This window comes from Streptomyces musisoli (assembly GCF_016741855.1).
GTDB classification, from domain to species: Bacteria; Actinomycetota; Actinomycetes; order Streptomycetales; family Streptomycetaceae; genus Streptomyces; species Streptomyces musisoli.
Window position 1 is genome coordinate 156,900 of sequence record NZ_JAERRH010000011.1, and the last position, 24,217, is coordinate 181,116.

Sequence of the window (24,217 nt, forward strand, 5' to 3'; positions counted from 1 at the left end):
AGCGGAGCCTGCCATGCCACGCCCCTGTTGGCAACCACCAGGGGGTTTCCGCTTTCCGCACGTGCCACTGGCAGCTCGCCGGCCCTCGGCCCACCGGGTTCGGCGGGGGTGGCTCAGCGAATGGCGAAGCCGTCGTAGCCGCCCCGGGGTGTGTCCCAGATCTCTGTGACACCGTCCACGTGTCCGGGCGTGTCGCTGCCCTGGAGCCAGTCCAGCAGCCCCTCGCAGCCCTGCCGGGGCCCCTCCGCGACCACTTGGACCCGCCCGTCGGCCAAATTGAGAGCAAAACCACTCAACCCGCCGATCTCCAGTGCCTTGGCACGCGTGAACCAGCGGAAACCCACACCCTGCACGCGTCCGCGCACCCAGGCGACCAGTCGTACTTCCTCAGTCATGGGTGCAACCTAACCGGCCGGTGTCGCCTGGGACACGTCGTCCTCCGGCGCCATGGGGTACGGTCCGGATTCAGTGCATCGCATATGAAAACTCGCTCGATCGAGCGAGTCGGATCGGCCAGAGGGAGTGACCCGCCGGGGGGTCACCCGCCGTGCAGGCACCGGGTCGACCGCGCGTACCAGGAAGAGGGCAAGGACATGGGACGCCACCGTCGCTCCGCCGCCGGCCGCGCCGCCACGGGCCGCGCCACCGGCGCTACGCACACGCAAAGCTCCGGCACCGGGAGCGAAGGCCCCCAGCACTCGTCCGCGGGGCCGCGCCCGGTCCCCATGGGCACGGCGCCCTATCTGAACCCCGAGGCGTACGCCGAGGCCACGGCGAAGGCCCAGGCCTTCCTGTTCGAGACGGGCGCCGACGCGACACGGGCCACGCCCGGCTCCGGCGGCGGCTTCGGTGGCGACGGCTCCGGCGACGGCTTCGGCGGCGATTTCGGTGGTGACGGCTCCGCGGGCGGCGGTTCCGGCCCGGACGGCGAGCCGTCCCACGGCCCCCGGCGGCGGACGGCCGCCGCCCGGCCGGTGCGCACGGGCCTGCTCGGCGTGTCCGTCGCCGTGGCCCTCGGCACGATCGCGGTGGCCACGGGCGTGGTGCCGGGCCTGGAGAGCTACCGGCTCGGCGGCGGTTCGCACACCGCCGGCCGGGACCATGTGCAGACCGCGGCGGCGCCCGGCAACACGGCGAGCGCGCAGGGCGGCAGCTCGGGCAGCGCCGACGCCGGCGACAGCGGCCGCGTGGACGGCCGCACCGGCAACTCCACCGGTGGCGGCACCGAGCGGTCCGGCTCCCCCAGGCCGTCGGCCTCCGCGTCCGCCTCCCCGTCCAAGCCGGCCTCCCCGAAGCCGGCCCCGTCGCGGAAGGCCGCCGAGAAGCCGACGCCGTCGCGGAAGGCCGCCGAGAAGCCGGCGCCGTCGCGGAAGGCCGCCGAGAAGCCGGCGCCGAGGACCACGCCGTCCAAGCGGTGGTCCGCGCCCACAAGGCCGACACCGACCGCCAGGCCGGCCGAGCCCGCAGCGACCGCCAAGCCGAACCGGCCCGCCAAGCCGTCGGCACCCGCCGCGTCGGCCAAGCCGCCCGTGCCCCCCGCGTCGGCCAAGCCGTCCCGGTCGCCCGCGCCCTCCGCGACCTCGGCCAAGCCGTCCGCTCCTTCCACGCCGGCCAAGCCGTCGACGCCCTCCACCCCGGCCAGGCCCTCCGCCTCCTCGGCCCCGGCCAAGCCGGCCGCGCCCGCCACGTCGGCCAAGCCGAAGCCGTCCCCGTCCCGTACGGCCACGAAGGCGCCGTCTGTGTCGTCCCCGCCGGTCACGGTGTCGCAGGAGGCCGCCATCGGGGCCGAGGTGCTGACGCTGGTCAACAACGAGCGGGCGAAGGCCGGCTGCAGCCCGCTGGCGGCGAACTCCTCGCTGACCGGGCTGGCCGGGGCGCTCAGCGACGACATGGCCGCACGGAGCTTCTTCGACCACACCGACCCGGACGGCAGGACGCCGTGGGACCGGGCGGCGAAGGCCGGCATCACCGGTCTCGGCGGCGAGAACATCGCCCGGGGCCAGGGCGACGCGGCGGCCGTGATGACCGCTTGGATGAACGACCCCGAGCATCGCGCCAACATCCTGAACTGCGGCTTCAAGACCCTCGGCGTCGGCGTTCACTTCGGCTCGGGCGGGCCTTTGTGGACGCAGGACTTCGGGTACTGAGAATCCCCCAGGTCTACAGAGAGTCCCGCAGGTCAGCAAGGGGTGACAGCGTCCTTCGAGGGGGTCTCGGCCGTCTCGGGGCCGTCATCGGCAGCCGTGCCGTCCTCGCGGCCCGTGGGCACGTTTCGGGTCAGGCCGTCCGGTCGTCGTGGGCTTCCCTGTGCATGCCCATGCACAGGGCCCAGACGATGAAGACGTTGACGGCGACCAGCGTCAGGGCCCACAGGGGGTAGTACGGCACCCACAGGAAGTTCGCGAGCGCGCCCAGGCCCGCCACGAACACACCGAGGAAGCGTGCCCACAACTGGCCGCCGAGTACGGCGCAGCCTGCGATGACGATGACGATTCCCAGAATGAGGTGGACCCATCCCCAACCCGTCAGGCTGAAGTCGAACACATAGTGACGGGTCACGAGGAACAGGTCGTCCTTGGCGATGGCGGCGATTCCCTCGAAGATCGCCATGGCTCCGCCGAAGATCATCAGTGCTGCGGCGAAGGCGGTGGTACCGGACGTGGGCGCATGCCAGGGGCGCGGGTCGGCGTTGGCGTCACGGGCCATGTCGGCCTCCTTGGGTCGCAAAGCCATCCGCTGGGCCGAGCCTTCTGGACCGACTCGATCCTGATCTCAGCGTGGCATGACGGCACTCCGTCGGCATTCCGGCGCCGTGGCGCGACCGCGGGCCGTCTCCGGGGCGACGGAGTCAGTGGCAGTCGAGGCGCCGGTCCCCTGGGAGGCCGGGGCACCGGTGGCAGTGGAAGAAGCAGCCGCCGCAGTGTCGCCCGGCGCGGGAGTTCTCGGGGCGGCCGGACGAAGAAACGGACATGCGAGCGGCCCCCGACCGGTTGCCCGGGTCGGGGGCCGTTCTCACTGCTCGGCGAGCGGTGGCCACGGAGCCGGAGACGCCGGCCGTCACGGCACCGCGCGCCGGGCCCGTCGGGACTGTCGGGCCTGTCGGGGGCGGAGGGTGTCGGCTCCTGCCCGCGGGAGGCTCCTGACCGACGGAGGCTTCTGACCGAGGGAGGCTCCTGCCCGACGGAGGCTCCTGCCCGAGGGAGGCTCCTGACCGACGGAGGCTCCTGCCCGACGGAGGGGCCTGGGGTCAGCCCGAGCAGTTCGGGACGGCGAGGTCGCTGCCCGCGCAGTTGGTGGGCGCGTTGCCCCTGACCCGGTCGCGCCGGCATGGGCGGCGACCGTCTCGAACGGGTGATCCCCTCGGACGGTGTAGCCGTTTCCATCCGACAGCCGACCCGGTGCGAGTCGAGCCGCCCTCCCACGGCGGCCGTACCGGGGGTCCGGCCATCACCGGTCACGGCGACGGCCCCGGGTCCCCCCGAAGGGGAGATCCCGGGGCCGTGTGCGGCGCGCCGGCCTGTCCTACGCGGCGACCCGTCCGCGCGCGAACACCTTCGCCGTCTGCGTCACCCGGCGGCCCAGGTGCTCGGCGGTGGCGATGTCGGCCTTGTGGACGCCCTCGGGGCCCTGGTCGCTGTTGCTCTGGGCGGCGGCGCCGGCGAAGAAGCCGAGGCGGTTCAGGTCGTTCTCGGAACCGGTGGTGCTGTTCCAGCCCGGGAGCAGGCCGAGGTTGACCCAGTGCATGCCGTGCTGGGCGGCGAGCGTCTGGAAGAACTGGAGGGTGTGCAGCTTGTCGCCGCTCTTGGACCCCGAGTTGGTGAAGCCGGCGGCCAGCTTGTCCTTCCAGTCCTGGCCGAACCAGCGCTTGGAGGTGGCCTCGGCGAAGACGTGGAAGGCGCCGGACGCGGTGCCCATGTAGGTGGGCGAGCCGAACACGATCGCGTCGGAGCGGTCCAGCGTCTCCCACTGCTCCTCGGTGATCTCGTCCACCTTGATCAGGTGAACCTCGGCACCCGCGTCGGCGGCACCGGCGCGGACGGCCTCGGCGATGACGGCGGTGTGGCCGTAGCCCGAGTGGTAGGCGATGGAAACGACGGGTGTGGTCATGCGGACTCCTCGAAAGGGCAGCGAAAGCGGCAGCTCGGCCGTGTGGGCAGCTCAAAAGCGATAACCACAGGAAAGCACTAACTGACAGTTAGTGCAACCTTCTGGTTAGCGCTGTACGGGCGTACCCTTGTTGCCATGACCGTCAGCACCGATGACCACGACGACCTCGCGTACGACGTCTTCGCCAAGGCGTGCCCGTCCCGCGGCACGCTGGAGCACGTCACGGGCCGCTGGGGCGGGCTGACGCTCGGCGCGCTGTACGAGGGATCACTGCGCTTCAACGAGCTGCGCCGGCGCGTGGACGGGGTGAGCGAGAAGATGCTGTCCCAGACGCTGCACGCGCTGGAGCGCGACGGTCTGGTGCACCGCGAGGCCCAGCCGACGAACCCGCCCCGCGTGGACTACCGGTTGACGCCGCTGGGCCGGCAGGTCGCCGAGCGGCTGCTGGCGCTCATTCACTGCGTGGAGGGCGCGATGGACGACGTCCTCGCGGCCCGCACGCGTTACGACGAGACGCGCGGCGCCCTCTGACACTTCGGGCAGAAGTAGCTGGACCGGTTCATCCAGGGCCGGCGGCGCATGGGGGTGCCGCAGCGCTTGCACGGCAGGCCCTCGCGGCCGTACGCGTCCAGGGACCGGTCGAAGTAGCCGGACTCGCCGTTGACGTTGACGTACAGGCTGTCGAAGCTGGTGCCGCCCACGGCGAGGGCCGCGTTCATCACGTCCCGGACGTGGCCGAGCAGCTCCGCCGTCACCGGGCGGGTGAAGTTCGCGGTCGGGCGCTCGTAGTGGACGCGGGCGCGCCACAGGGCCTCGTCCGCGTAGATGTTGCCGACCCCGCTGATCAGCGACTGGTCCAGCAGGGCCCGTTTGATGGTGGTCCGCTTGCGGCGCAGCGCCCGGTGGAAGTCGTCGTCGTCGAAGAGCGGGTCCAGCGGGTCCCGGGCGATGTGCGCGATGACGTCGGGCAGGCCGTCGGGGGTGTTGTCGTGCAACGACAGTCCGCCGAAGGTGCGCTGGTCGACGAAGCGCAGCTCGGTGCCGAGCGAGTCGGCGAACCGGACGCGGATGCGCAGGTGCTTCTCGTCCGGGGCGTCCTGCGGCTGGACCAGCAGCTGGCCGCTCATGCCGAGGTGGGCCAGGACGGACTGGTTGGTCTCCTCCAGCGGCAGCCACAGATACTTGCCGCGCCGGCAGGGGGTGCCGATGTGGTGGCCCTTGAGACGGTGCGCGAAGTCGTCGGGCCCGGCGAGGTGCCGGCGCACGGCACGCGGGTGCAGCACCTCGGTCCCGGCGACGGTCCGGTGGGCGACCCAGCGCTCCAGGCCCCGCCGGACGACCTCGACCTCGGGCAACTCGGGCATCGGGACCCCCGTCAGAACCGTACGGACCGGTGGATGAGCCGAGCGCCCGCGCCGGCCGGGACGGCCGGGGCGGGCGCTCGTGTGCTGCTTCTCAGGCGGTGGCGGACGACGCGTCGTCGTCCTTGGCCGCGGCCGCTGCGGCCTGAGCGACCGCTTTGGCCTCCTCGGCCGCCTTGGCGCGCTCGTCCGCCGCGGCCCGGATGGACCGCCATGCGGACTCGGCGGCCTGCTGCTCCGCCTCCTTCTTGCTGCGGCCGGTGCCGGTGCCGTACGAGACGCCTCCGACGCGGGCGGCAGCAGTGAAAGTCTTCTCGTGGTCGGGGCCGGTCTCCGTGACCAGGTACTCGGGCACGCCGAGTCCCTCGATCGCGGTCAGCTCCTGCAAGGACGTCTTCCAGTCCAGGCCGGCGCCGAGATTGGAGGACTTCTCGATCAGCGGGTCGAACAGGCGGTGCACCAGTTCGGAGGCCGCGTCGAGACCCTGGTCGAGATAGACCGCGCCGATCACCGCTTCGAGGGTGTCGGCGAGGATGGATGCCTTGTCCCGGCCGCCCGTGCCCTCTTCACCCCGGCCGAGCCGGATGAAGGCGCCCAGGTCGAGCCCACGGCCGACCTCCGCCAGCGCACGCGAGTTGACCACCGCGGCCCGCAGCTTGGCCAGCTGGCCCTCGGGCAGGTCGGGGTGGGTGCGGTACAGCGTGTCCGTGACGACGAGACCCAGCACGGAGTCCCCGAGGAACTCCAGCCGCTCGTTCGTCGGCAGACCGCCGTTCTCGTACGCGTAGGAACGGTGGGTCAGCGCTCGCACCAGAAGGGCGGACTCGACCTGGTAGCCGAGCCGCCCTTCCAGAAGCGTGTGGGACGAGGCCTGGTTGTCCGCCTGGCCGTGCTTCTTCGCCGTGGACACAGTGCCTCTCACCAGCCCGCTCAGACTTCGAGGACCTGGCGCTTGTTGTAGGTGCCGCAAGACGGGCACGCGATGTGCTGCTGCTTGGGCTCGTGGCAGCGCTCGCACGCAACCAGGGTGGGGACCGCAGCCTTCCACTGCGACCGGCGGTGGCGCGTGTTGCTGCGCGACATCTTCCGCTTCGGAACAGCCACGGCTACTTCTCCTGCTTCTCGTCGGCGCGTGCTGACTGAGGCGCGCCGCCGCTCATCTCGTCCTTCTCGCCGTCTTCGAGTGAACCGGCGAGTCCCTGCAAAGCCGCCCAACGGATGTCGACGGCGTCGTGGTGGTGGTCCGGGTCGTCCGCGAGCCGCACTCCGCACTCGGAGCACAGGCCCGGGCAGTCTTCCTGGCACACCGGCTGCATCGGCAGTGCGAGCACCACCGCATCGCGCAGCAGAGGTTCGAGGTCGAACAGGCCGTCCTCGAGGAAGAACCTGTCCTCGTCGTCCTCGGCGTCGTCGCCCGGTTCCGCGATCACGCGGCCCCGGTCGTCGGCGTCAGGGTACGAGAACAGTTCCTGGAAGTCCGCTTCGAGCTCCAGCCCGACCGGCTCCAGACACCTTACGCACTCCCCCTCGGCCTGTGCACGGGCGGTGCCTGTGACGAGCACCCCTTCCATGACCGACTCGAGCCGGAGTTCGAGTTCCAGCGGGGCGCCTGTCGGCACTCCGATGACCCCCTGGATGCCGAGATCGGCGGGAGCGTCGATCGTGCGGGTCAGGCGCTGGAGCGCGCCAGGACGCCGGCCCAGCTCGTGCGTGTCGAACACGAGGGGGTTGCGGTGGTCGAGGCGGGCGTTGGAGGCCATTCCTGCTTTCGATCTGCGAACTCGAAGGGACACCGCCCGTAGGTGTTCCCGGGCAGCGGTGATCGCGGACATACGCGCGACCGAAGAGCCAGGATACTGGACCTTTCGCTCAGCGCCCAATCCGGTGCCCGGCTACAGGCCCCGCTCCTGCTCGTACGCCCTCAGCTGCTCCGCGCTGATCATGCTCGTGTCGAAGAGGCTGGTCTCGTCCAGGGCGTAGCCCTGCTGGGCCGGGAGCTGGTGCTGGGGCTGCTGCGGCTGGTGGGTCTGCTGGGGGTCGTAGGCGGCCTGCTGGACCTCGTAGCCCTGGAAGGGGGCACCTCCCGCCGGGGCGTAGCCGGAGGCGGGGGCGTAGGGGTCGGCCTGCTGGTAGCCGTACGGGTCCTGCTGCGGCGCGTACTCCGGCTGCTGCGGGAAGCCCGCGTACGGGTCCGGCTGCTGCTGGACGGGGGTGTCTGCCGCCGGGGCGTAGCCGTGGGTGGAGGAGTAGGCGGGCTGCGGCTCGTAGGAGGGTTCCGGCTGCTCCTGCTGCTCCGGCCGGCGCCCGGTCGCGCGGTCGCCGTCCGCGAGGGCGGCGAGGTCGGCGAGGTAGTCGGCGTCGCTGGAGTGCTGGTAGGTCGTGGTGTCGTCGGCGAGGGCGCCGAGGTCGTCGGTGGCGATCCGGCCGTGCAGCTTCTGCCGGCCGCGGCCGACGGCCTCCAGGGTCTTGGCGAGGACGGCCTCGAACGCGCCCAGCTTGACGTCGACGTACTGGTCGGCGTTGTGGCGCAGGGTCTCCGGGTCGTGGCTGCGCTCGGGGGCGTCCTCGTCCTCGTACCCGTTCTCGTCCAGGCCGGGGCCGGTGCCGAGGAGCTTCTCGCGGCCGCGGCCGACCGAGCCGAGGGTCTTGGTGAGGACGACCTCGAAGTTGGCGAGCTTGGAGTCGACGTAGTCGTCGGCCTCGGCGCGGATCTCCTCGGCTTCCTGACGGGCCTCGGCGAGGATCCGGTCCGCCTCCGTCTGGGAGCGGCGGGCGATCTCGGTGTCGGAGATCAGCGAGCCGCGCTGGGCGTGCGCGCTCTCGATGATCCGCTCGGCCTCCTGCCGGGCCTGCTCGACCATCTGCTCACGGCCGCCGATCAGCTCCTGCGCCTGCGCGAGGGAGCCGGGCAGCGCCTGGCGGACCTCTTCGAGCATCGCGAGCAGCTCGGCGCGGTTGACCACGCACGATGCCGACATGGGCATGGACCGGGCCCCGGAGACCGTGGAGACGATCTCGTCGAGCTTCTTCTGCACGTCCACCTGTGCTCGCCACTCTCTACAGCCGGGTTGGAGACGGACGGGACGACTGTAGCCCCATCAGTCCTTGCGCAGGCGCTCGTTCAGGGCCTCCAGGACCTGGGCGGGCACCAGGTGGGAGACGTCGCCGCCCCAGGCCGCGACCTCCTTGACGAGGGAGGAGGACAGGAAGCTGTAGGTGGGGTTCGTGGGCACGAACAGCGTTTCGACGCCGGTGAGGCCGATGTTCATCTGGGCCATCTGGAGTTCGTAGTCGAAGTCGCTGACGGCGCGCAGGCCCTTGACGATGGCGGGGATGTCGCGCTGCTTGCAGAAGTCGACGAGGAGGCCGTGGAACGCCTCCACGCGGACGTTGGCGTACTCGGAGGTGACCTCGCGGATCAGCTCGATCCGCTCCTCGATCTCGAACAGGCCCTTCTTGGACTTGTTGATCATCACCGCGACGTAGACCTCGTCGTAGAGACGGGAGGCCCGGGCGATGATGTCGAGGTGTCCGTTGGTGATCGGGTCGAACGACCCGGGACAGACGGCGCGGCGCACTTGTGATCCCTCGCTCTCCGGTCCGGTCATCGTGCGTCTTCGCACGTAGAGGCGGCGCGACCGTACCAAAACGTTCCCTCGCCGTAACGACGGGAGCGGATCGGCTCGAAGCCCTCGGGCCACCGGAATTCGCCACCTCTGGTGCTGCGCTCCACGGTGACGAGGGCTTCGTCGGCGAGCCAGCGTTCCGAGCGGAGTGTGAGCAGGATCTCGCGAAGATCGTCGTCGGTGACGGCGTACGGGGGGTCGAGGAAGACCAGGTCGTACGGCTCGGCGGGGGGTGCGGTTCTGATGACTTGTTCCGCTTTGCCCGCCCGCACCTCGGCGCCGGGCAGGCCCAGGTTCTTCACGTTCTCCCGGACGGTTTTCGCCGCGCGGGCGTCGGCCTCCACCAGGAGGGTGTGGCCCGCGCCCCGGGACAGGGCCTCCAGGCCCACGGCTCCGGATCCCGCGTAGAGGTCGAGGACCCGTTCGCCCTCCAGGGGGCCGCCGAGCAGGGACTGCCAGGTGGAGAAGAGACCTTCGCGCGCGCGGTCCGATGTCGGCCGGGTTCCGGTGCCGGGCGGTACTGAGAGGCGCCGTCCGCCTGCCCGGCCGGCGATCACGCGGGTCATCTCTGGGTCCTTCTCCGTGGGCGGCTTTACCCAGTCAGTCTGGCAGGCCCGCGGGGGTGGGCGCCCGGGCGCCGCGGGCGGGTCCCGGCCCGCGGCGCCCGGTCGCGCCGTCCGCCGTGCCCGGGCGAGCCGTCCGCCGTGCCCGGGCGAGGTCCGCCTCAGCCCTTTTCCAGGTACTGCTCCCGTTCCTCGTCCACCAGGGCGTCCAGGGCCGTGCGCAGGCCGGGGAGCCGCTCCAGTTCCGGGTCGGCCGCGACGAGCGCCGCCGCCTCCTGGCGCGCCTCCGCGATGACCTCCTCGTCCTCGATGACCGCGAGGACCCGCAGGCTGGAGCGGGCGCCGGACTGGGCCTGGCCGAGGACGTCGCCCTCGCGGCGCTGTTCGAGGTCGATGCGGGAGAGTTCGAAGCCGTCGAGGGTGGAGGCGACGGCGTTCAGGCGCTGGCGGGCCGCGCTCGCCTCGGGCATCTCCGAGACCAGGAGGCACAGGCCGGGGGCGGAGCCGCGGCCGACCCGGCCCCGCAGCTGGTGCAGCTGGGAGACGCCGAAGCGGTCGGCGTCCATGATGACCATGGCCGTGGCGTTGGGGACGTTGACGCCGACCTCGATGACGGTGGTGGCGACCAGGACGTCCGTCTCGCCGGCCGCGAAGCGGCGCATCACGGCGTCCTTGTCGTCGGGGTGCATTCGGCCGTGCAGGACTTCGACCTCGAGACCCTGGAGGGGGCCGCGGCCCAGCTGGCCGGCCACGTCGAGGACGGCCAGCGGCGGGCGCTTCTCCGCCTCGTCCTCGGGGGACTTCTTCCTGCCGGCCTTCTTGGGGTCGTCGTCCTCGTCGCCGATGCGGGGGCAGACGACGTACGCCTGGTGGCCGGACTCCACCTCCTCGCGCACCCGTTCCCAGGCTCTGGCCAGGAAGTGGGGTTTGTCGGCGGCCGGGACGACGTGGCTGGCGATCGGGGAGCGGCCCGCCGGGAGCTGGTCCAGGACGGAGGTCTCCAGGTCGCCGAAGACCGTCATGGCGACCGTGCGCGGGATGGGTGTCGCGGTCATGACGAGGAGGTGCGGGGGCTGCTTGCCCTTGCCGCGCAGGGCGTCGCGCTGTTCCACGCCGAAGCGGTGCTGTTCGTCGACCACGACCAGGCCGAGGTCGTGGAACTGGACCTTGTCCTCGATCAGGGCGTGGGTGCCGATGACGATGCCGGCCTCGCCGGTGGCCAGGTCCAGCAGGGCCTGGCGGCGGGCGGCCATGCCCATGGAGCCGGTGAGCAGGACGACCTTGGTGGAGTGCTCGGCCCCGCCGAGCATGCCTCCCTCAGCCAACTCGCCCATCATCTCGGTGACGGAGCGGTGGTGCTGCTGGGCGAGGACCTCGGTGGGCGCGAGCATGGCCGCCTGACCGCCCGCGTCGACGACGGCGAGCATGGCGCGCAGGGCCACCATCGTGTTGTGCGTCACCGCGAAGTGGTCGGTGACATAGGCACGGCTGGGGTGCGCGACGCTGATGCACTGGACCGGCTTGCGCCCCACGTACTCGACCGCCCGGATGCCACGCCGGAAAGTGTTGTACTTCGGCCGCGGGCCGACGCGCTCTGCCTTGCGGGTGAGCCTGAAGGGGGCGTACTCGTCCGGCAGCGCCACAGAGACGGTGAAGGCGGACTTCTTCCGCAGGATGCGCGCCCGGCCGCCCAGCGACCGCACAAGCCAGGCGACGTCCTCCGCCAGCCTCACCGAGGCCGAGCACAGGGAAATGCTCATGCCGTTTGCGTCGACAGTGCCGTCGGTGTCCAAGAGGCCCTGCAGGAGAGCGAGACGGTTCTTGATCGATGTGTTCTTGAATTCTTCGGGGATGAACTTGCCGTGCGACGTCCGGCCCCACAGGCCCAGATCACGCAAGATCTGAATGACGGGATTGCGGGCTCCGCCCGACCGCTGTGTCAGCTGAATCGTGTAGTCACATCGGGAACCAGTTACCGGAACGAGCCGGCACTCAGGCCCCACAGAAGCTGCCACCGCGTCACGGATCTCTGTGTCGATGGTGGAAATCCGCAGGTTGTGCCTGAACGAACCGTCACCGAGCAGGAGCCCGAACAGATAGGGGTCGAGGGGAATTACGGAGTCGTCACCCAGGTCCACAGGAGTCGCCGCCGGGAGGTACCACTTCGACGATCCGTTGGCCTTGAACAGGTCGTGACGGATTTCCCGTGTGGTCATCACCTTGGGCGGCTGCCCGCGATGCCAGGCGCAACTCGTGCCGACGATCCAGAGGTGTTCGTCGTCGCATTCCACGGAACTGTCATCGGAAAGCACGATGCGCCACACATCTCGCTCGCCTTGCGGAAAGACTCCATCGATGAGGGCAATCTCTCCGGCGGGCACAACGACCTCGTCCCCCACCTGCATGTCACCCATCCGCCGAAAACCCGACGGTGTCAGCACGAGCGAGTCCAGCGGCTGCGCCTTGCCCGAACCGACCTCTCCCTGGAGCAGGCGGTGCATCGGGTGTGCGGTCGCCAGGTCGTCGAAGATCTCCCTGGACACCTTCTGCTGGCCCTCGGTGAGGGTGAAGGGCAGCCGGTCGTCGAAGGCCGTGAGGATGCCGTCGGGCTTCGGCCGGCGCGGGACGGCCGGGAGCAAGGTGTCGGCGTGCCGGCGCCGGGCCAGGGCGACCTGGAGGACGAAGGCCTCGTCCCACTTCAGCCGGGCGCGGGCGTCGGCGATGTCGGCCTTGGTGTGCGGCCGGTGGATCTTGTGCAGGGCCTCGGGCAGGGGGACCAGCCCGCGGCCCGAGCGGAGGGAGTCGGGGAGGGGGTCGAGGGCCTCCTGGGCGCTGGGGAGCACCGTCTGGACCGCCTTGCCGATCTTCCAGGACTCCAGCTTGGCCGTGGCGGGGTAGATGGGGATCAGGGCACCGGCCCAGGTCTCGACCGCTTCGGCACTGTCACCTTGCAGCAACTCGTAAGCGGGGTGGGCGAGTTGGAGGCGCCGGTTGAAGACGGAGACCTTGCCGGCGAACATCGCGCGGGTGCCCGGCAGCAGCTCCTTGTGGGGTTTGTGGACGCCGTTGCCGAAGAAGACGAGCTGGAGCCGGCCGCTGCCGTCGGTGATGGTGACTTCCAGGCGCTGGCCCTTGCCGCGCGGTGCCTTGGCCGAGGCGAAGGTGTGCAGGCGGGCGTCGGCGACCTGGGCGACCACCGTGACGTGCTCGTCCATGGGCAGGTCGGCGAGGTGGGTGAGCTGGCCACGCTCCTCGTATCTGCGCGGGTAGTGGTGCAGGAGGTCACCGACGGTGTGCAGGCCGAGGTGCTCGGCCATCACCTTCGCGGTGGCGGGGCCGAGCACTGACTTCAGGGGCTGCTTCAGGGGTTCTTGCAGTGCGGGCACGAGATCCATTGCACACCACGGCACTGACAATGCCGTAGACGCCGCCCTGCTCCTTCTCGGCGAGGTGCCGTAAACATCAGGGAAACTCCTGGTCAGGGTGGCTGATCCGGATCTAGGATGGCGCGCTCCGGCCATCCTTCGCGGTCACCGCCCCGCCGGGACCGCCCGACCCCGCGCCGCTCGCACCTCCCCCTCCGGCGCAGTGACGATGGACTCCCAGACCTCACAGGCATCCCAGCCATCCCAGTCACCTCAACCACCTCATACGTTCCAGGTCGACCTGCGTGGTCTGGTGGACCTGCTCTCCCATCACCTCTACTCCAGCCCCAGGGTCTACCTGCGCGAGCTGCTGCAGAACGCCGTGGACGCCATCACCGCCCGGCGGGCCGCCGACCCCGCCGCCCCGGCCCGGGTGCGGCTGTACGCGGTGGACGGCGGGCTGCGGGTGGAGGACACCGGTGTCGGGCTCACCGAGCCGGACGTGCACAGCCTGCTGGCGACCATCGGCCGCAGCTCCAAGCGGGCCGAGGGCCTTCAGGCGGCCCGGTCGGACTTCCTCGGCCAGTTCGGCATCGGGCTGCTCGCCTGCTTCGTGGTCGCCGAGCGGATCCGGGTCGTCAGCCGCAGCGCCCGGGCGCCCGAGGCCCCGCCGGTGGAGTGGACGGCCCGGGACGACGGCTCGTACACCGTGCGGACGCTGCCCGGCGCGGAGCGGCCCGAGCCGGGTACGACCGTGTACCTGACGGCGCGGGCCGGGGCGGCCGAGTGGCTCGCGCCCGAGCGGGTCCGCGCGTTGGCCCGGGACTTCGGCTCCCTGCTGCCTTACGACGTCCGGGTCGGTGACGAGCCGGTCACCGAGCTGCCCGCACCCTGGGACCGCGCCCATCCGAGTCCGGCCGGCCGGAGGGTGGCGCTGGCCCGGCACTGCCAGGAGCTGTTCGGGTTCACCCCGCTGGACTCGATCGACCTGGGGGTGCCGCTGGCCGGGGTCCGCGGGGTGGCGTACGTGCTGCCGTCGGCGGTCAGTCCCGCCCAGCGGGCGACGCACCGCGTGCACCTGAAGGGCATGCTGCTCACCGAGCGGGCCGAACAGCTGCTGCCGGACTGGGCGTTCTTCGTGCGCTGCGTCCTGGACACCGACAGCCTGCGGCCGACCGCCTCGCGCGAGTCGCTGTACGAGGACGAGACGCTGGCCGCCGTGCGGGAGGCGCTGGGCGAAAGGATTCGGTCCTGGCTCACCGGGCTCGCCGCCGGTGATCCGGAGCGGCTGTCGGCCTTCCTCGCCGTGCACCACCTGGGCGTGAAGTCCCTGGCCCGGCACGACACGGAGATGCTGCGCACGATGCTGCCGTGGCTGCCGTTCGAGACGACCGACGGGCAGATCTGTCTGGAGGAGTTCGCGCAGCGGCACCCGGTGGTGCACTTCACGCGGACGGTCGAGGAGTACCGGCAGGTCGCGCCGATCGCCTCGGCGCAGGGCATCGGGGTGGTCAACGGCGGCTACACGTACGACAGCGAGCTGGTCGAGGCGCTGCCGCGGGTGCGGCCGGGCACGGTGGTCGCCGAACTCGACGCGGACACCGTGACCGCGCACCTGGACGCGGTCGACCCGGGCGAGGAGCTGGCGCTGTCCGGGTTCCTGGCCGCGGCCCGGGACCGGCTCGACCCGCTGGGCTGCGACGTCGTCCTGCGGGCCTTCCACCCGCTGTCCGTGCCCGCACTGCACCTGGACGACCGGGCCGCCCGGCACGAACAGGCCCGCGCGGCGGCCGAGGAACAGGCCGACGACCTGTGGGCGGGCATCCTGGGCTCCCTGCGCGGCAGCGCCCCCCGCGCGCGTCTGGTGCTGAACCATCTCAACCCGCTGGTCCGGCGCATCGGTTCGCTCGGCGAACCGGAACTGATCGGCACCGCGACCGAGTCGCTCTACGGGCAGGCGCTGCTGATGGCGCAGCGCCCGCTGCGGCCTGCCGACTCGGCACTGCTCAACCGGGCGTTCATCGGGCTGCTCGAATGGGCGACCCACGGGGAGGGGTACGGACGATGAGCGGGATCGCGGACTTCGAGGAGCTGCGCCGGGCGCTGGCGGAGAACTCCGAGCAGCCGGAGGGCCCGGCCCGCAACGCGCGCGCGGAGCAGCTGCTCGCCGAGGCCGAGCGGCTCGACACCCCGCTCGCCGTGATCGAGGCCCTCGGGCACCAGCTGAAGGTCTACAACTACAGCTCCGAGAAGGACAAGATGTTCGTCCCGTTCGCGCGGCTGCTGCGCATGTGGGACGAACGGCCGGAGGAGTTCGACGAGTACGAGACGCACTCGCTGCACTGGGTCTTCAAGTGGATGTCGGCGGGCATGCTGAACCAGCCGCACATCCCGCTCGCCTCGGTCGAGAAGTGGCTCGGCGAGATGGAGCACCGCTACCGGCTCGCCGGGTACTCCGAACGGGCGGTGCGCAGCGCGGAGTTCAGCGTCGCCGCGCATGTCGGGGACCTCGCGCGGGCGGGGCGGGCGTACGCCGCGTGGCTGGCCGCGCACCGGGACCAGATGGCTGACTGCCACGCCTGCGAGCTGCGCGTTCAGGGCAGCTGGCAGGTCCGGTGCGGCCGGGACGCGGAGGCGCTCGAGCTGTGGCGGCCGGTGCTGGAGGGCGAGTTCGCCTGCGCTCACGAGCCGCACACCGTGCTGGCCTCCTCGCTGGCCCCGCTGCTGCGTCTCGGCCGCGTGGACGAGGCGCGGGCCCATCATCTGCGCGGCTTCCGGCTGGTGCGGCCCATGGAGAGCATGCGGGGGGCGTACGCCGACCACGTGGAGTTCTGCGCGCTGACCGGCAACGAGGCGCGCGGTCTGGAGCTGCTGGCCGAGCGGCCCGCCTACTTCACGGACACCGGGCAGCCGCGCAGCCGGCTCGACTTCATGGCCGTGGTGACCCTGCTGACCGACCGGCTGACCGGGCTGGGCCTCGGCGAGCGGCGGGTGCCGGGGCCGGCCGGGCGGACCTGGACCGCGCGGGAACTCGCGGCGCACGCGCGCGCGGAGGCGACGGAACTCGCCGGGCGGTTCGACCGCCGCAACGGCACCTCCTGCGTCGGCGACCGGATCCGCGCGCGGATGGCCCAGCGCCCGCTGGTGGAGCGGCTGCCGCTGGGGGTGCGGAACGTACGGACCGCGGCGGCACCGGCGGCCGCCCCTCCCCCGGCCGCCGCGGAGACCGCCCGAGCGGCCGCCGAACCCGCGCTGTCCGCCCTGCTCGCCGAGGCGCGGCGGCTGTCGGACACCCTCCGGCCGCACGCGCTGGAGGCGTGGGCCGCGGTCGCACGGGCCGCGCAGGACGGCACCGGGCTGGCGCCGCGGGACCGTGCGGAACTCGCCGACCACGAGGCGATGGCGCAGGGCCCCGAGGGGCTCGCCCTGTTCGACCGGGCGGCGGAGCTGTACGCGGAGGCGGGCGACCCCGGGGAGGCGTTGGCGGCACGCGCGCGTGCGGCGTACGTCCGCGCGCTGACGGGCGAGGTGGACGCGGCCCTGGCCGTGGTCACCGGCCTGTACGACGAGGTGCTCGCGCTGTACGCGGACGAGGGCACCGGGGTGCGCCAGACCGCGTCGGTGGTGATGAGCCGGGCGCGGATCCTGATGCGGCGGGTGCACGAGGCCGCCGAGCACGGCGCGGGAGAGACCGCCCACGGGGCGCTGGGCGACGCCGAGGCCGCCGTGCGTGAGGTGCTCGCGCTCGTCGAGGGGTGCGGCGCGGACGACGTGCGGCTGGTGGCACGGGCCGCCGAGGCGCGGGCGATGCTCGCCGAGCTGGCCGGGCTCACCGGGGACGCGGAGCGGGCGGCGGAGCTGTTCCGGCGGGCCGCCGGCGCGTACGTGTCCGCCGGGCTGCCCTGGTTCGCGGTGGAGTACGAGGTGCAGGTCGCCGCCCTGGCGCACCAGGCCGGCGATGCGGCCGGGGCCGAGCGGGCGCTGCGCGGCGCCCTGGAGCACGGCGGCCCGTATGTGGAGCCGGTCGGGCGGGCCCAGCTGCACCTCCAGCTCGCCGAGGTGCTCGGCGGCCGGGACGCGGCCGAGGAGGCGGCCGAGCACGCGCTGGAGGCCGCGCACTGGGCCGACGAGGCCGGCGAGAGCGGCACCCTGGGCGCCTGGGCGCGGCAGCAGCTGGGCGGGTTCCTGCTGCGCCGGGGCCGGTACGCGGAGGCCGCCGAGGTGCTGGAGTCCGCGCTGGCCGACCTGAGCGCCGGCACGCACGGCGACGGGGTGGTGGTCCAGGCCCGCTGGTGGCTCGGGGACTGCCTGGGCGAGCTGGGCGAGCACCGGGCCGCCGCCGAACAGCGGCTCAAGGCCGCCGAGCTGGCCCGGGACTGGCCCGAGCAGCAGGACCACGCCACGCTCGCCCACCTCGCCGCCGAGTCCCTGGGCCACGCGGGGCTGGCCGAGGAGGCGGACCGGGCCTACGCGCGCGCGGGCGACCTGTGGCGCTCGCTCGGCAACGCGCAGTTCCTCGTCCGCTCGCTGCGGGCCCGGGCCTGGCTGGCGCTGGGCCAAGACTCCGGTGCGTCGGACGCGCGTGAGCTGATGGCGTGTGCGGTGCGGGAGTGCGAGACCGCGCTGGCGGCGGCGGACCCGGCGGACCGGGAGCAGCTGTCCGCCGAACTCGGCGGGACGCACCGCCAGTTCGCGGAGCTGCTGGCGCGTTCGGCGTCAGAGCAGGCCGAGGACGGGGCGGAGGCCGAGGACGCGGCGATCCGGGCCGCGTTCGAGGCGGCCCTGGAGCAGATGACCCGGGCCGTGGCGGTGTTCGCCGCGCTGGGCGGGGCCGGGTTGCACGACCGCACCGGTGCCGAACTGGCCGCGGGCTGGCTGGAGGCCGACCTGGGCCGCCCGGCGCGGGCGGCGGCACGCGCGCGTGACGTGCTCGCGGCCTACGAGGACGCCGACGACGCGGACGACACCGCCCGCGCCCGCCAGGCGGAGGCGGCCCAGCTGCTGGATGCGGCACGGGAGGCGGATGGAGCGGATGGAGCTGGTGGGTCGGATGGAGCCGGTGGGTCTGACGGGGCCGACAGGTCGGATGGAGCCGGTGGGTCGGATCGGGCCGGTGGGTCGGATGGGGCCGACGGGTTCGACGGGGGCGACCGACGGGGCCGATGGGGCCGGTCGGGCTGAAGAGGCCGAAGAGGCCGACAGTGCCGAGGGGCCGACGGGGCCGAAGATGCAGAAGGGGCGATGTAGCGGTAGGGCGATGTAGCGGGCGGAGAAAAGAAGACGGGGGAAGCGGCAGAAGCGGAGGAGGCGGCTCGCGCGGAACAGCCGGACGCGCAGACCGGCCCGCGGGGCCGATCCGCTCACGGCCAAGCCCACCGATCACCGCACGCCGGGCCGGTTCCGTCGGTCACTCCACTCCGATGAGCAGCAGTGCTCCCTGGCGGCCGCCGCGGTACACCGCCGTGTCCACGGCCAGGTAAGACTCCCGTACGCGTGCCTCCAGATGCGCGGCGACGGTCTCGGGGGCCTCGTCGCCGACGACGAGCGTGACCAGTTCGCCGCCCGCCTGGAGCATGCGGTCCAGCACGATGCGCGCGGTGGCCGTGACGTCCGCGCCGATCACCGCCACGTCGCCGTCGATCAGGCCGAGCACGTCCCCGGCCTGGCAGATGCCGGCCGTCGTCCAGGACTGGTGCTCGGCCACGACGACCTCGGCGTAACGGGTGGCGCCCGCCGCCGAGGTCATCTGGACGACGTCCTCGTCGAACCGGCGTCCCGGCTCGTGCACGGCGAGCGCGGCGATGCCCTGGACCGCCGAGCGGGTCGGGATCAGGGCCACGCGGATGCCCTCGGTGCGGGCCTGTTCGGCCGCCGCGGCGGCCGTGTGGCGCAGCTCGGCGTCGTTGGGCAGCAGCACGACCTCGCGCGCGTGGGCGCGCCGTACCGCCTGCACCAGCTCCCCGCTGGCCGGCGGCTCCCCGGGGCGGGCGAGCACGGTGGTCGCGCCGGCCTCGGTGTACAGCCCGGCCAGCCCCTCGCCCGGTACGACGGCGACGACGGCCCGCTGGGCGCGTTCACGCGGCGGGCGCTCGCGGCCGGTGTGCGCGTCGCCGAGCCCGAAGTGCGTGATCCGGATGCGGTACGGCCGCCCCGCCTCGACCCCGGCCTCCACGGCGGCGCCCGCGTCGTCGACGTGCACATGGACGTTCCACAGGCCGTCGCCGCCGACCACGACCAGGGAGTCCCCGAGGGCGTCGAGCCGTGTGCGCAGCCGGGCCACGGCCGCGTCGTCGGCCTCCAGCAGGTAGATCACCTCGAACGCGGGCCCACCGGTCCCGGCCGCGTCGGCGCCGAGGCCCGGTTCACACCGCCCGCTGTCGGATTCACACAGCCCGGCATCGGATGCGTCCAGCCCGGCATCCGATTCGCGCCCCGCACCGGATGCGCCCAACCCGCCGTCGGATGCGCGCAGCCCCGTACCGGATGCGTACGGTCCGGCACCGGAACGACTCTCCACGCGCGCGTGGACGTCCCCGGAATCCGCCTCCGCGGCCTGGCAGGCGTCCCGGAGCGCGGCCTCCCGGTACGGCGCCTCCCGGAACAGGTCCTCCCCGTACGGCGCCCGTACCGCGTCCTCCCCGTACGGCGCCTCCCGTACCGCGTCCCCCCTGTACGGCGCCTCCTGGACCGCCTCGCCCGTGAACGCCTCCACCAGCGCCCCCAGCACCGTCACCAGTCCCCGTCCGCCCGCGTCGACCACGCCGGCCCGCTCCAGCACGGCCAGCTGGCCCGGGGTCGCCGCCAAGGCCGCCCGCGCGCCCTCGTAGGCGGCCCGCGCGACCGTCCCGCAGTCGCCCTCGGCTCCCTCGGCGGCCTCGGCGGCGGCCGAGGCGACCGTGAGCACCGTGCCCTCGACGGGGTGGGCGACGGCCTGCCGCGCGGAGTCGGCGGCCCGGCGCAGGGCCAGCCGCAGCCCCGGGCCGTCGATGCGGGCGGCGTCGTCCGGCCCCGCGAGCACCTGCGCCATCCCCCGCAGCAGCTGCGCCAGGATCGTCCCGGAGTTGCCGCGGGCCCCGATGAGCGCACCGTGGGCCATGGCCCGTACCGCGTCCGCCAGTGACGGCTCCGCGCGGCCGGTCTCGTAACCGGCGAACACCGCCTCCACGGCCGTCGCCGCCGACTCCAGGGTCAGGTACAGATTGGTCCCGGTGTCGCCGTCGGCCACCGGGTAGACGTTGATCGCGTCGATGTCCTCACGGGCCCGCCCCAGTGACCGGAGCGCCAGACCGCACCAGGTGCGCACCGCGAGAGCATCGAAGAATGTCTGCGGCACCTGCGCCACCTGCGCCTCCCTGAGCTGGCTGGACGTGGACGCAGCGTAGACCCCGGACCGGTGTCCTCCGGAAGAGGGCCGGGAGCGGGGCCCTGACCTGCCATGGTAGTTTCGCCCTACGGACGCAGTCGTTGTATGCTGCTCCGGTTGCCCGATCCGATCGGGCTATTCCCCCTGGCAACGCCACTCAAGATCTCAGGTTTTCAGATCTCGATCCCGGCATGCCGGGATCAACCGTAAGTGCATCTGAAGTCTTTGGAGTGACCCGTGGCTGCCAACTGCGACGTCTGCGGCAAGGGGCCGGGCTTCGGCAACAACATCTCGCACTCGCACCGCCGTACGTCCCGCCGCTGGAACCCGAACATCCAGCGTGTGCGTACCGTGGTCGGCGGGACGCCGAAGCGCGTGAACGCCTGCACCTCGTGCATCAAGGCCGGCAAGGTCTCGCGCTGACGCTACATCCCCCACTCTCGGGCTGGCTCGAGCGGGGGGACCCCCATCCGCGCGCGGCCACTGCCTGGCTCGCTGCACTTAGCCGGTCCACCTCACGGTGGGCCGGCTTTTTGCCGTACCCAAGATCGTGACCAGCTGCCAGAATCCACGGAATGCGCTTCGGCATCCTGGGCCCGGTCGAGATCCACATCGATGACGGCGCTCCCCTCGACCCCGGCGGACCGCGGCCCCGCGCCCTGCTCACGCTGCTGCTGCTCGACGCCGGCCGTGCGGTCTCGGTCGAACGCCTGCTGGACGGTCTGTACGGCGCCGAGCCGCCCGCCGGGGCCACGGGCGCCCTCCAGTCGCAGATCTCGCGCCTGCGCCGGCGGCTCGCACCGCACGCCGGCATCGACGCCGTCCCCGCCGGCTACGCCCTCGCCGTCGACCCGGACACCGTCGACGTGCACCGCTTCGCCCGCCTGGCCGCCGAGGGCCGTACGGCGCTCGGCGCCGGCGACCACCTCCGGGCCGTGGCCCTCCTGCGGGACGCCCTCGCGCTGTGGCGCGGGCCCGCGCTGCCCGACCTGCCGGACGCGCACGCCGAACGGTCCCGGCTCGACGAGCTGCGGCTGACCGCCGTACGGGACCGAATAGAGGCGGAGCTGGGGGCCGGGGGCGGGCCGGAGCTGGTGCCCGAGCTGCGGGCGCTGCTCGACGGGCATCCGCTGGACGAACGGCTGTACGGGCAGCTGATGCGGGCCCTGCACGCGGCCGGGCGGCCCGCCGAGGCGCTCGCGGTGTTCGCCGAGGCGCGGCGCACGCTCGCCGACGAGCTGGGCGCCGATCCGTCGCCCGAGCTGTCCGCGCTCCATCTCCAGTTGCTCCGGGACGGCTCCGAGGCACCGGCCCGGCCCCGGCTCCCGGCGCAGCTCACCCGGTTCGTGGGCCGTGAGGCGGAGCTGGCCCGGATCGACGAGGCGCTGGCCGGCTCACGGCTGGTGACGCTGACCGGTCCCGGCGGTGTCGGCAAGACCCGGCTCGCGCTGGAGGCGGCCCGGGCCCGCACCGGCACGGACGCGGCCCCGTCCGGCACCGGCACGCCCCCGCACACGGCAGCCGCCGCAACCGCCACCGGCACCGGCACACCCCCATCCGGCACCACCACCCCCACAACAGCCGCCACAACCCCCACCAGCACACCCCCGCCCGGCACCACCGATCCGGCAGCGGCCGCCGCGGCCCCCGCCGGTGCCGCCGGACCCGCAGCGGCTCGCCGCGCCCGTGCGGAACCGTCGCGTGCCGTGCCGGAGGTGTGCCTGGTCGAGCTGGCGCCGCTCGCCGACGGTGCGCGGATCCCGTACGCGGTGCTGGCGGCGCTCGGGGTGCGGGACGGTTTCCGCAGCCCCGCCACGGACGCCCTGGAGCGGCTGCTGGCCGCGCTGGCGGACCGTGAGGTGCTGCTGGTGCTCGACAACTGCGAGCACCTCGTCGAGGACGCCGCCCGCACGGCTGCGCTGCTGCTGGGCGCCTGCCCCGGGGTCCGTGTCCTGGCGACCAGCCGGGAGTCGCTGGGCATCACCGGCGAGGTGCTGGTGCCGGTGCCGCCGCTGTCCGAGGAGCCCGCCGTGCGGCTGCTGCTGGACCGGGCACGGGCGGTGCGGCCCGGTTTCGACGGCCACGCGCGCGTGCCCGAGATCTGCCGGGCGCTGGACGGGCTGCCGCTGGCGATCGAGCTGGCGGCGGCCCGGCTGCGCACACTCTCGGTGGCGGAGCTGGCGGACCGGCTGCACGACCGGTTCCGGGTGCTCACGCGCGGCGACCGCGCCAAGGCGCCGAGGCACCGCACGCTGCGGGCGGTGGTGGAGTGGAGCTGGGAGCTGCTCGACGAGACGGAGCGGGACCTGGCGAGCAGGCTGACCGTCTTCGCGGGCGGTGCCACCCTGGACGCCGTGGCGGCCGTGTGCGGGGTGCCGTATCCGGAGGATCCGCTGGCCTCCCTGGTGGAGAAGTCGTTCCTCGAGGTGTCCGACGGGCGCTACCGGATGCTGGAGACGATCCGCGCCTTCGCCGCCGAGTCGCTCGACGGGCCGCGGGAGCTGCGGGCGGCGCACGCGGCCTACTTCCGGGGGCTGGCCGAGCAGGCGGAGCCGCGGCTGCGCGGCGCCGATCAGCTGCCCTGGCTGGACCGGCTGGCCGCCGAACAGGACAACCTCGACGCCGCCCTGCGGTATCTGACGGAGACGGCCCCGCGGGACGCGCTGCGGCTGACGGCCGCCCTGACCTGGTTCCGGCGGCTGCGGGGCCTGCACGGCGACCGTGTGCCACGGGCCCGCGCGCTGCTCGCCGCGGTCGGTGCCGAGCCGCCGCCCGGCCTGGCCGAGGAGTACGCCCTGTGCACGATGGACGCCGTCTCCGGACGGGGCGACGACCCGGAGGACGCCGGCCTCGTCGCGCGCGCGGCCGCCGTCATGGACACCTTGAAGCACCCGCTGCGGCTGCCGTTCACGGTGATCCTGTGGTCCCTCACCGGCGGCCCCCAGCTGACGGTGAACGAGCATGTGCGCGCGCAGCTGGAGGGGGACCCCTGGGGTTTGCCCCTGCTGGATCTCGGCCTCGCCTACCAGGAGATGTTCGCGGGACGCGCCGCGTCCGCGGAGGCCGGCTTCACGCGCGCGTGGGAGGGCTTCCGGGCGACGGGCGACCGCTGGGGCATGGCCAACTGCCTGGATCCGCTGGGCATGTTCGCGTACGCACGCGGCGCCTACCCACAGGCGCTGGCCCTGCTGGACGAGGGCCTGGTCCACGTCCGGGAACTGGACGCACCCGAGGAGACCGCCGACCTGCTGCGCACGCGGGCGGTGGTGCTGCTGGCCCAGGGGGCGCGGACGGAGGCCGCGGCGCACTTCGCCCGCTCCGGCGATCTCGCCCGGGCCGCCGGGGCGACCGACAAGGTGGCCGGTGCGCTGCGGGGCCTCGGGGACGTCGCCCGGCTGGCCGGGGACCCGACACGCGCACGCGTGCACTACGAGAACGCCCTGGAGGCCTGCGCGGCCACCTGGTTCAGCGTCGGCGAGACGGTGCGGATCCTCATCGGGCTGGGCCGCGCGTGCCTGGCCGAGGGCGACGCCGACACCGCCCGCGACTGGCTCGCCCAGGCCCGCGCGCAGGCCCTGGAGACGCCCGACGCGCTCCTGCTGGCCGATGTCGCCGACGCGCTCGCGGCCGTCGCCCCGCGGCCGGCGGGGGCGGCCGAACTGCTCGGCGCCGCCGAGGGCCTGCGCGGAGCGCCCCTGCACGGCGACCCCGACGTCGCGCGGACGACGGACCGCACGCGCGCGTGCCTGTCCACGCAGGAGTACGCCAGGGCCTACGAGCAGGGCCGGCGCCTGCGGTCGGCGGCGGTCAGCGAACGGTAGGAACACGGTAA

The 24,217-nt window shown here is 73.2% G+C and carries 18 protein-coding genes; 6 read left to right on the top strand and 12 right to left on the bottom strand.

The features are described from left to right. Positions 1 to 113 precede the first annotated feature (113 nt). The gene (locus JK361_RS26810; protein ID WP_201822533.1) at positions 114 to 395 is read right to left on the bottom strand and encodes an acylphosphatase; all 282 of its coding nucleotides are present in this window, start codon (positions 393 to 395) and stop codon (positions 114 to 116) included. 198 nt (positions 396 to 593) lie between these two features. On the opposite strand from JK361_RS26810, the gene JK361_RS26815 reads away from it, so the two are divergent. Beyond that, positions 594 to 2,147 carry a CAP domain-containing protein gene (locus JK361_RS26815; RefSeq protein WP_201822535.1) on the top strand — a complete coding sequence of 518 codons (1,554 nt, stop codon included), beginning with the start codon at positions 594 to 596 and terminating at the stop codon, positions 2,145 to 2,147. Positions 2,148 to 2,277: 130 nt separating this feature from the next. Here the strand turns inward: JK361_RS26815 and JK361_RS26820 are convergent, their stop codons facing one another. Both JK361_RS26820 and JK361_RS26825 read right to left on the bottom strand, forming a co-directional pair. Beyond that, a complete protein-coding gene (locus tag JK361_RS26820) occupies positions 2,278 to 2,706 on the bottom strand; it encodes a DUF7144 family membrane protein (protein ID WP_201822537.1) in 429 nt (142 codons plus the stop codon). 816 nt (positions 2,707 to 3,522) lie between these two features. Continuing rightward, positions 3,523 to 4,107 (bottom strand): flavodoxin family protein, encoded by a 585-nt coding sequence (locus tag JK361_RS26825; protein WP_201822539.1) that lies wholly within the window; start codon positions 4,105 to 4,107, stop codon positions 3,523 to 3,525. A gap of 135 nt (positions 4,108 to 4,242) precedes the next feature. Between JK361_RS26825 and JK361_RS26830 the strand changes: the two genes are divergently transcribed. After that, entirely contained in the window at positions 4,243 to 4,638 is a 396-nt protein-coding gene (locus JK361_RS26830; protein WP_201822540.1) for a winged helix-turn-helix transcriptional regulator, read from the top strand. Here JK361_RS26830 and mutM read toward each other — a convergent pair. The 8 genes from mutM to JK361_RS26870 all read right to left on the bottom strand — a co-directional run bounded on the left by mutM (position 4,611) and on the right by JK361_RS26870 (position 13,052). Then, positions 4,611 to 5,471: a bifunctional DNA-formamidopyrimidine glycosylase/DNA-(apurinic or apyrimidinic site) lyase gene (gene mutM, locus JK361_RS26835; RefSeq protein WP_201822541.1), complete on the bottom strand. Its 861-nt coding sequence runs from the start codon at positions 5,469 to 5,471 to the stop codon at positions 4,611 to 4,613. The two genes, JK361_RS26830 and mutM, sit on opposite strands and share 28 nt — an antisense overlap. 91 nt (positions 5,472 to 5,562) lie before the next feature. Next, entirely contained in the window at positions 5,563 to 6,378 is an 816-nt protein-coding gene (rnc, locus tag JK361_RS26840; protein WP_201822651.1) for a ribonuclease III, read from the bottom strand. Between the two features lie 20 nt (positions 6,379 to 6,398). Continuing rightward, complete coding sequence (gene rpmF, locus JK361_RS26845) at positions 6,399 to 6,572, bottom strand: 50S ribosomal protein L32 (protein ID WP_003951102.1); 174 nt, start codon at positions 6,570 to 6,572, stop codon at positions 6,399 to 6,401. A gap of 2 nt (positions 6,573 to 6,574) precedes the next feature. Next, positions 6,575 to 7,228, bottom strand: a complete 654-nt coding sequence (locus tag JK361_RS26850) for a YceD family protein (protein WP_201822653.1) — start codon at positions 7,226 to 7,228, stop codon at positions 6,575 to 6,577. A 132-nt stretch (positions 7,229 to 7,360) separates the two neighbouring features. Next, positions 7,361 to 8,509, bottom strand: coding sequence for a F0F1 ATP synthase subunit B (locus JK361_RS26855; protein ID WP_201822542.1), 1,149 nt, complete (start codon positions 8,507 to 8,509; stop codon positions 7,361 to 7,363). A 57-nt stretch (positions 8,510 to 8,566) separates the two neighbouring features. Beyond that, complete coding sequence (coaD, locus tag JK361_RS26860) at positions 8,567 to 9,046, bottom strand: pantetheine-phosphate adenylyltransferase (protein WP_201822543.1); 480 nt, start codon at positions 9,044 to 9,046, stop codon at positions 8,567 to 8,569. A gap of 26 nt (positions 9,047 to 9,072) precedes the next feature. Continuing rightward, positions 9,073 to 9,660, bottom strand: coding sequence for a 16S rRNA (guanine(966)-N(2))-methyltransferase RsmD (gene rsmD, locus JK361_RS26865; RefSeq protein ID WP_201822544.1), 588 nt, complete (start codon positions 9,658 to 9,660; stop codon positions 9,073 to 9,075). A 158-nt stretch (positions 9,661 to 9,818) separates the two neighbouring features. After that, positions 9,819 to 13,052, bottom strand: coding sequence for a helicase-related protein (locus tag JK361_RS26870; protein WP_201822545.1), 3,234 nt, complete (start codon positions 13,050 to 13,052; stop codon positions 9,819 to 9,821). A gap of 199 nt (positions 13,053 to 13,251) precedes the next feature. On the opposite strand from JK361_RS26870, the gene JK361_RS26875 reads away from it, so the two are divergent. Continuing rightward, entirely contained in the window at positions 13,252 to 15,090 is a 1,839-nt protein-coding gene (locus tag JK361_RS26875; protein ID WP_201822546.1) for an HSP90 family protein, read from the top strand. Further along, positions 15,087 to 18,203 (top strand): tetratricopeptide repeat protein, encoded by a 3,117-nt coding sequence (locus JK361_RS26880; RefSeq protein ID WP_236053615.1) that lies wholly within the window; start codon positions 15,087 to 15,089, stop codon positions 18,201 to 18,203. The genes JK361_RS26875 and JK361_RS26880 overlap by 4 nt, the downstream gene beginning before the upstream one ends. A gap of 226 nt (positions 18,204 to 18,429) precedes the next feature. Here the strand turns inward: JK361_RS26880 and JK361_RS26885 are convergent, their stop codons facing one another. After that, entirely contained in the window at positions 18,430 to 20,364 is a 1,935-nt protein-coding gene (locus JK361_RS26885; RefSeq protein ID WP_201822549.1) for a DAK2 domain-containing protein, read from the bottom strand. A gap of 258 nt (positions 20,365 to 20,622) precedes the next feature. On the opposite strand from JK361_RS26885, the gene rpmB reads away from it, so the two are divergent. Then, positions 20,623 to 20,808, top strand: a complete 186-nt coding sequence (rpmB, locus tag JK361_RS26890; RefSeq protein ID WP_003993230.1) for a 50S ribosomal protein L28 — start codon at positions 20,623 to 20,625, stop codon at positions 20,806 to 20,808. A 152-nt stretch (positions 20,809 to 20,960) separates the two neighbouring features. Further along, positions 20,961 to 24,206 (top strand): AfsR/SARP family transcriptional regulator, encoded by a 3,246-nt coding sequence (locus tag JK361_RS26895; RefSeq protein ID WP_201822551.1) that lies wholly within the window; start codon positions 20,961 to 20,963, stop codon positions 24,204 to 24,206. The last annotated feature ends 11 nt before the right edge of the window (positions 24,207 to 24,217 follow it).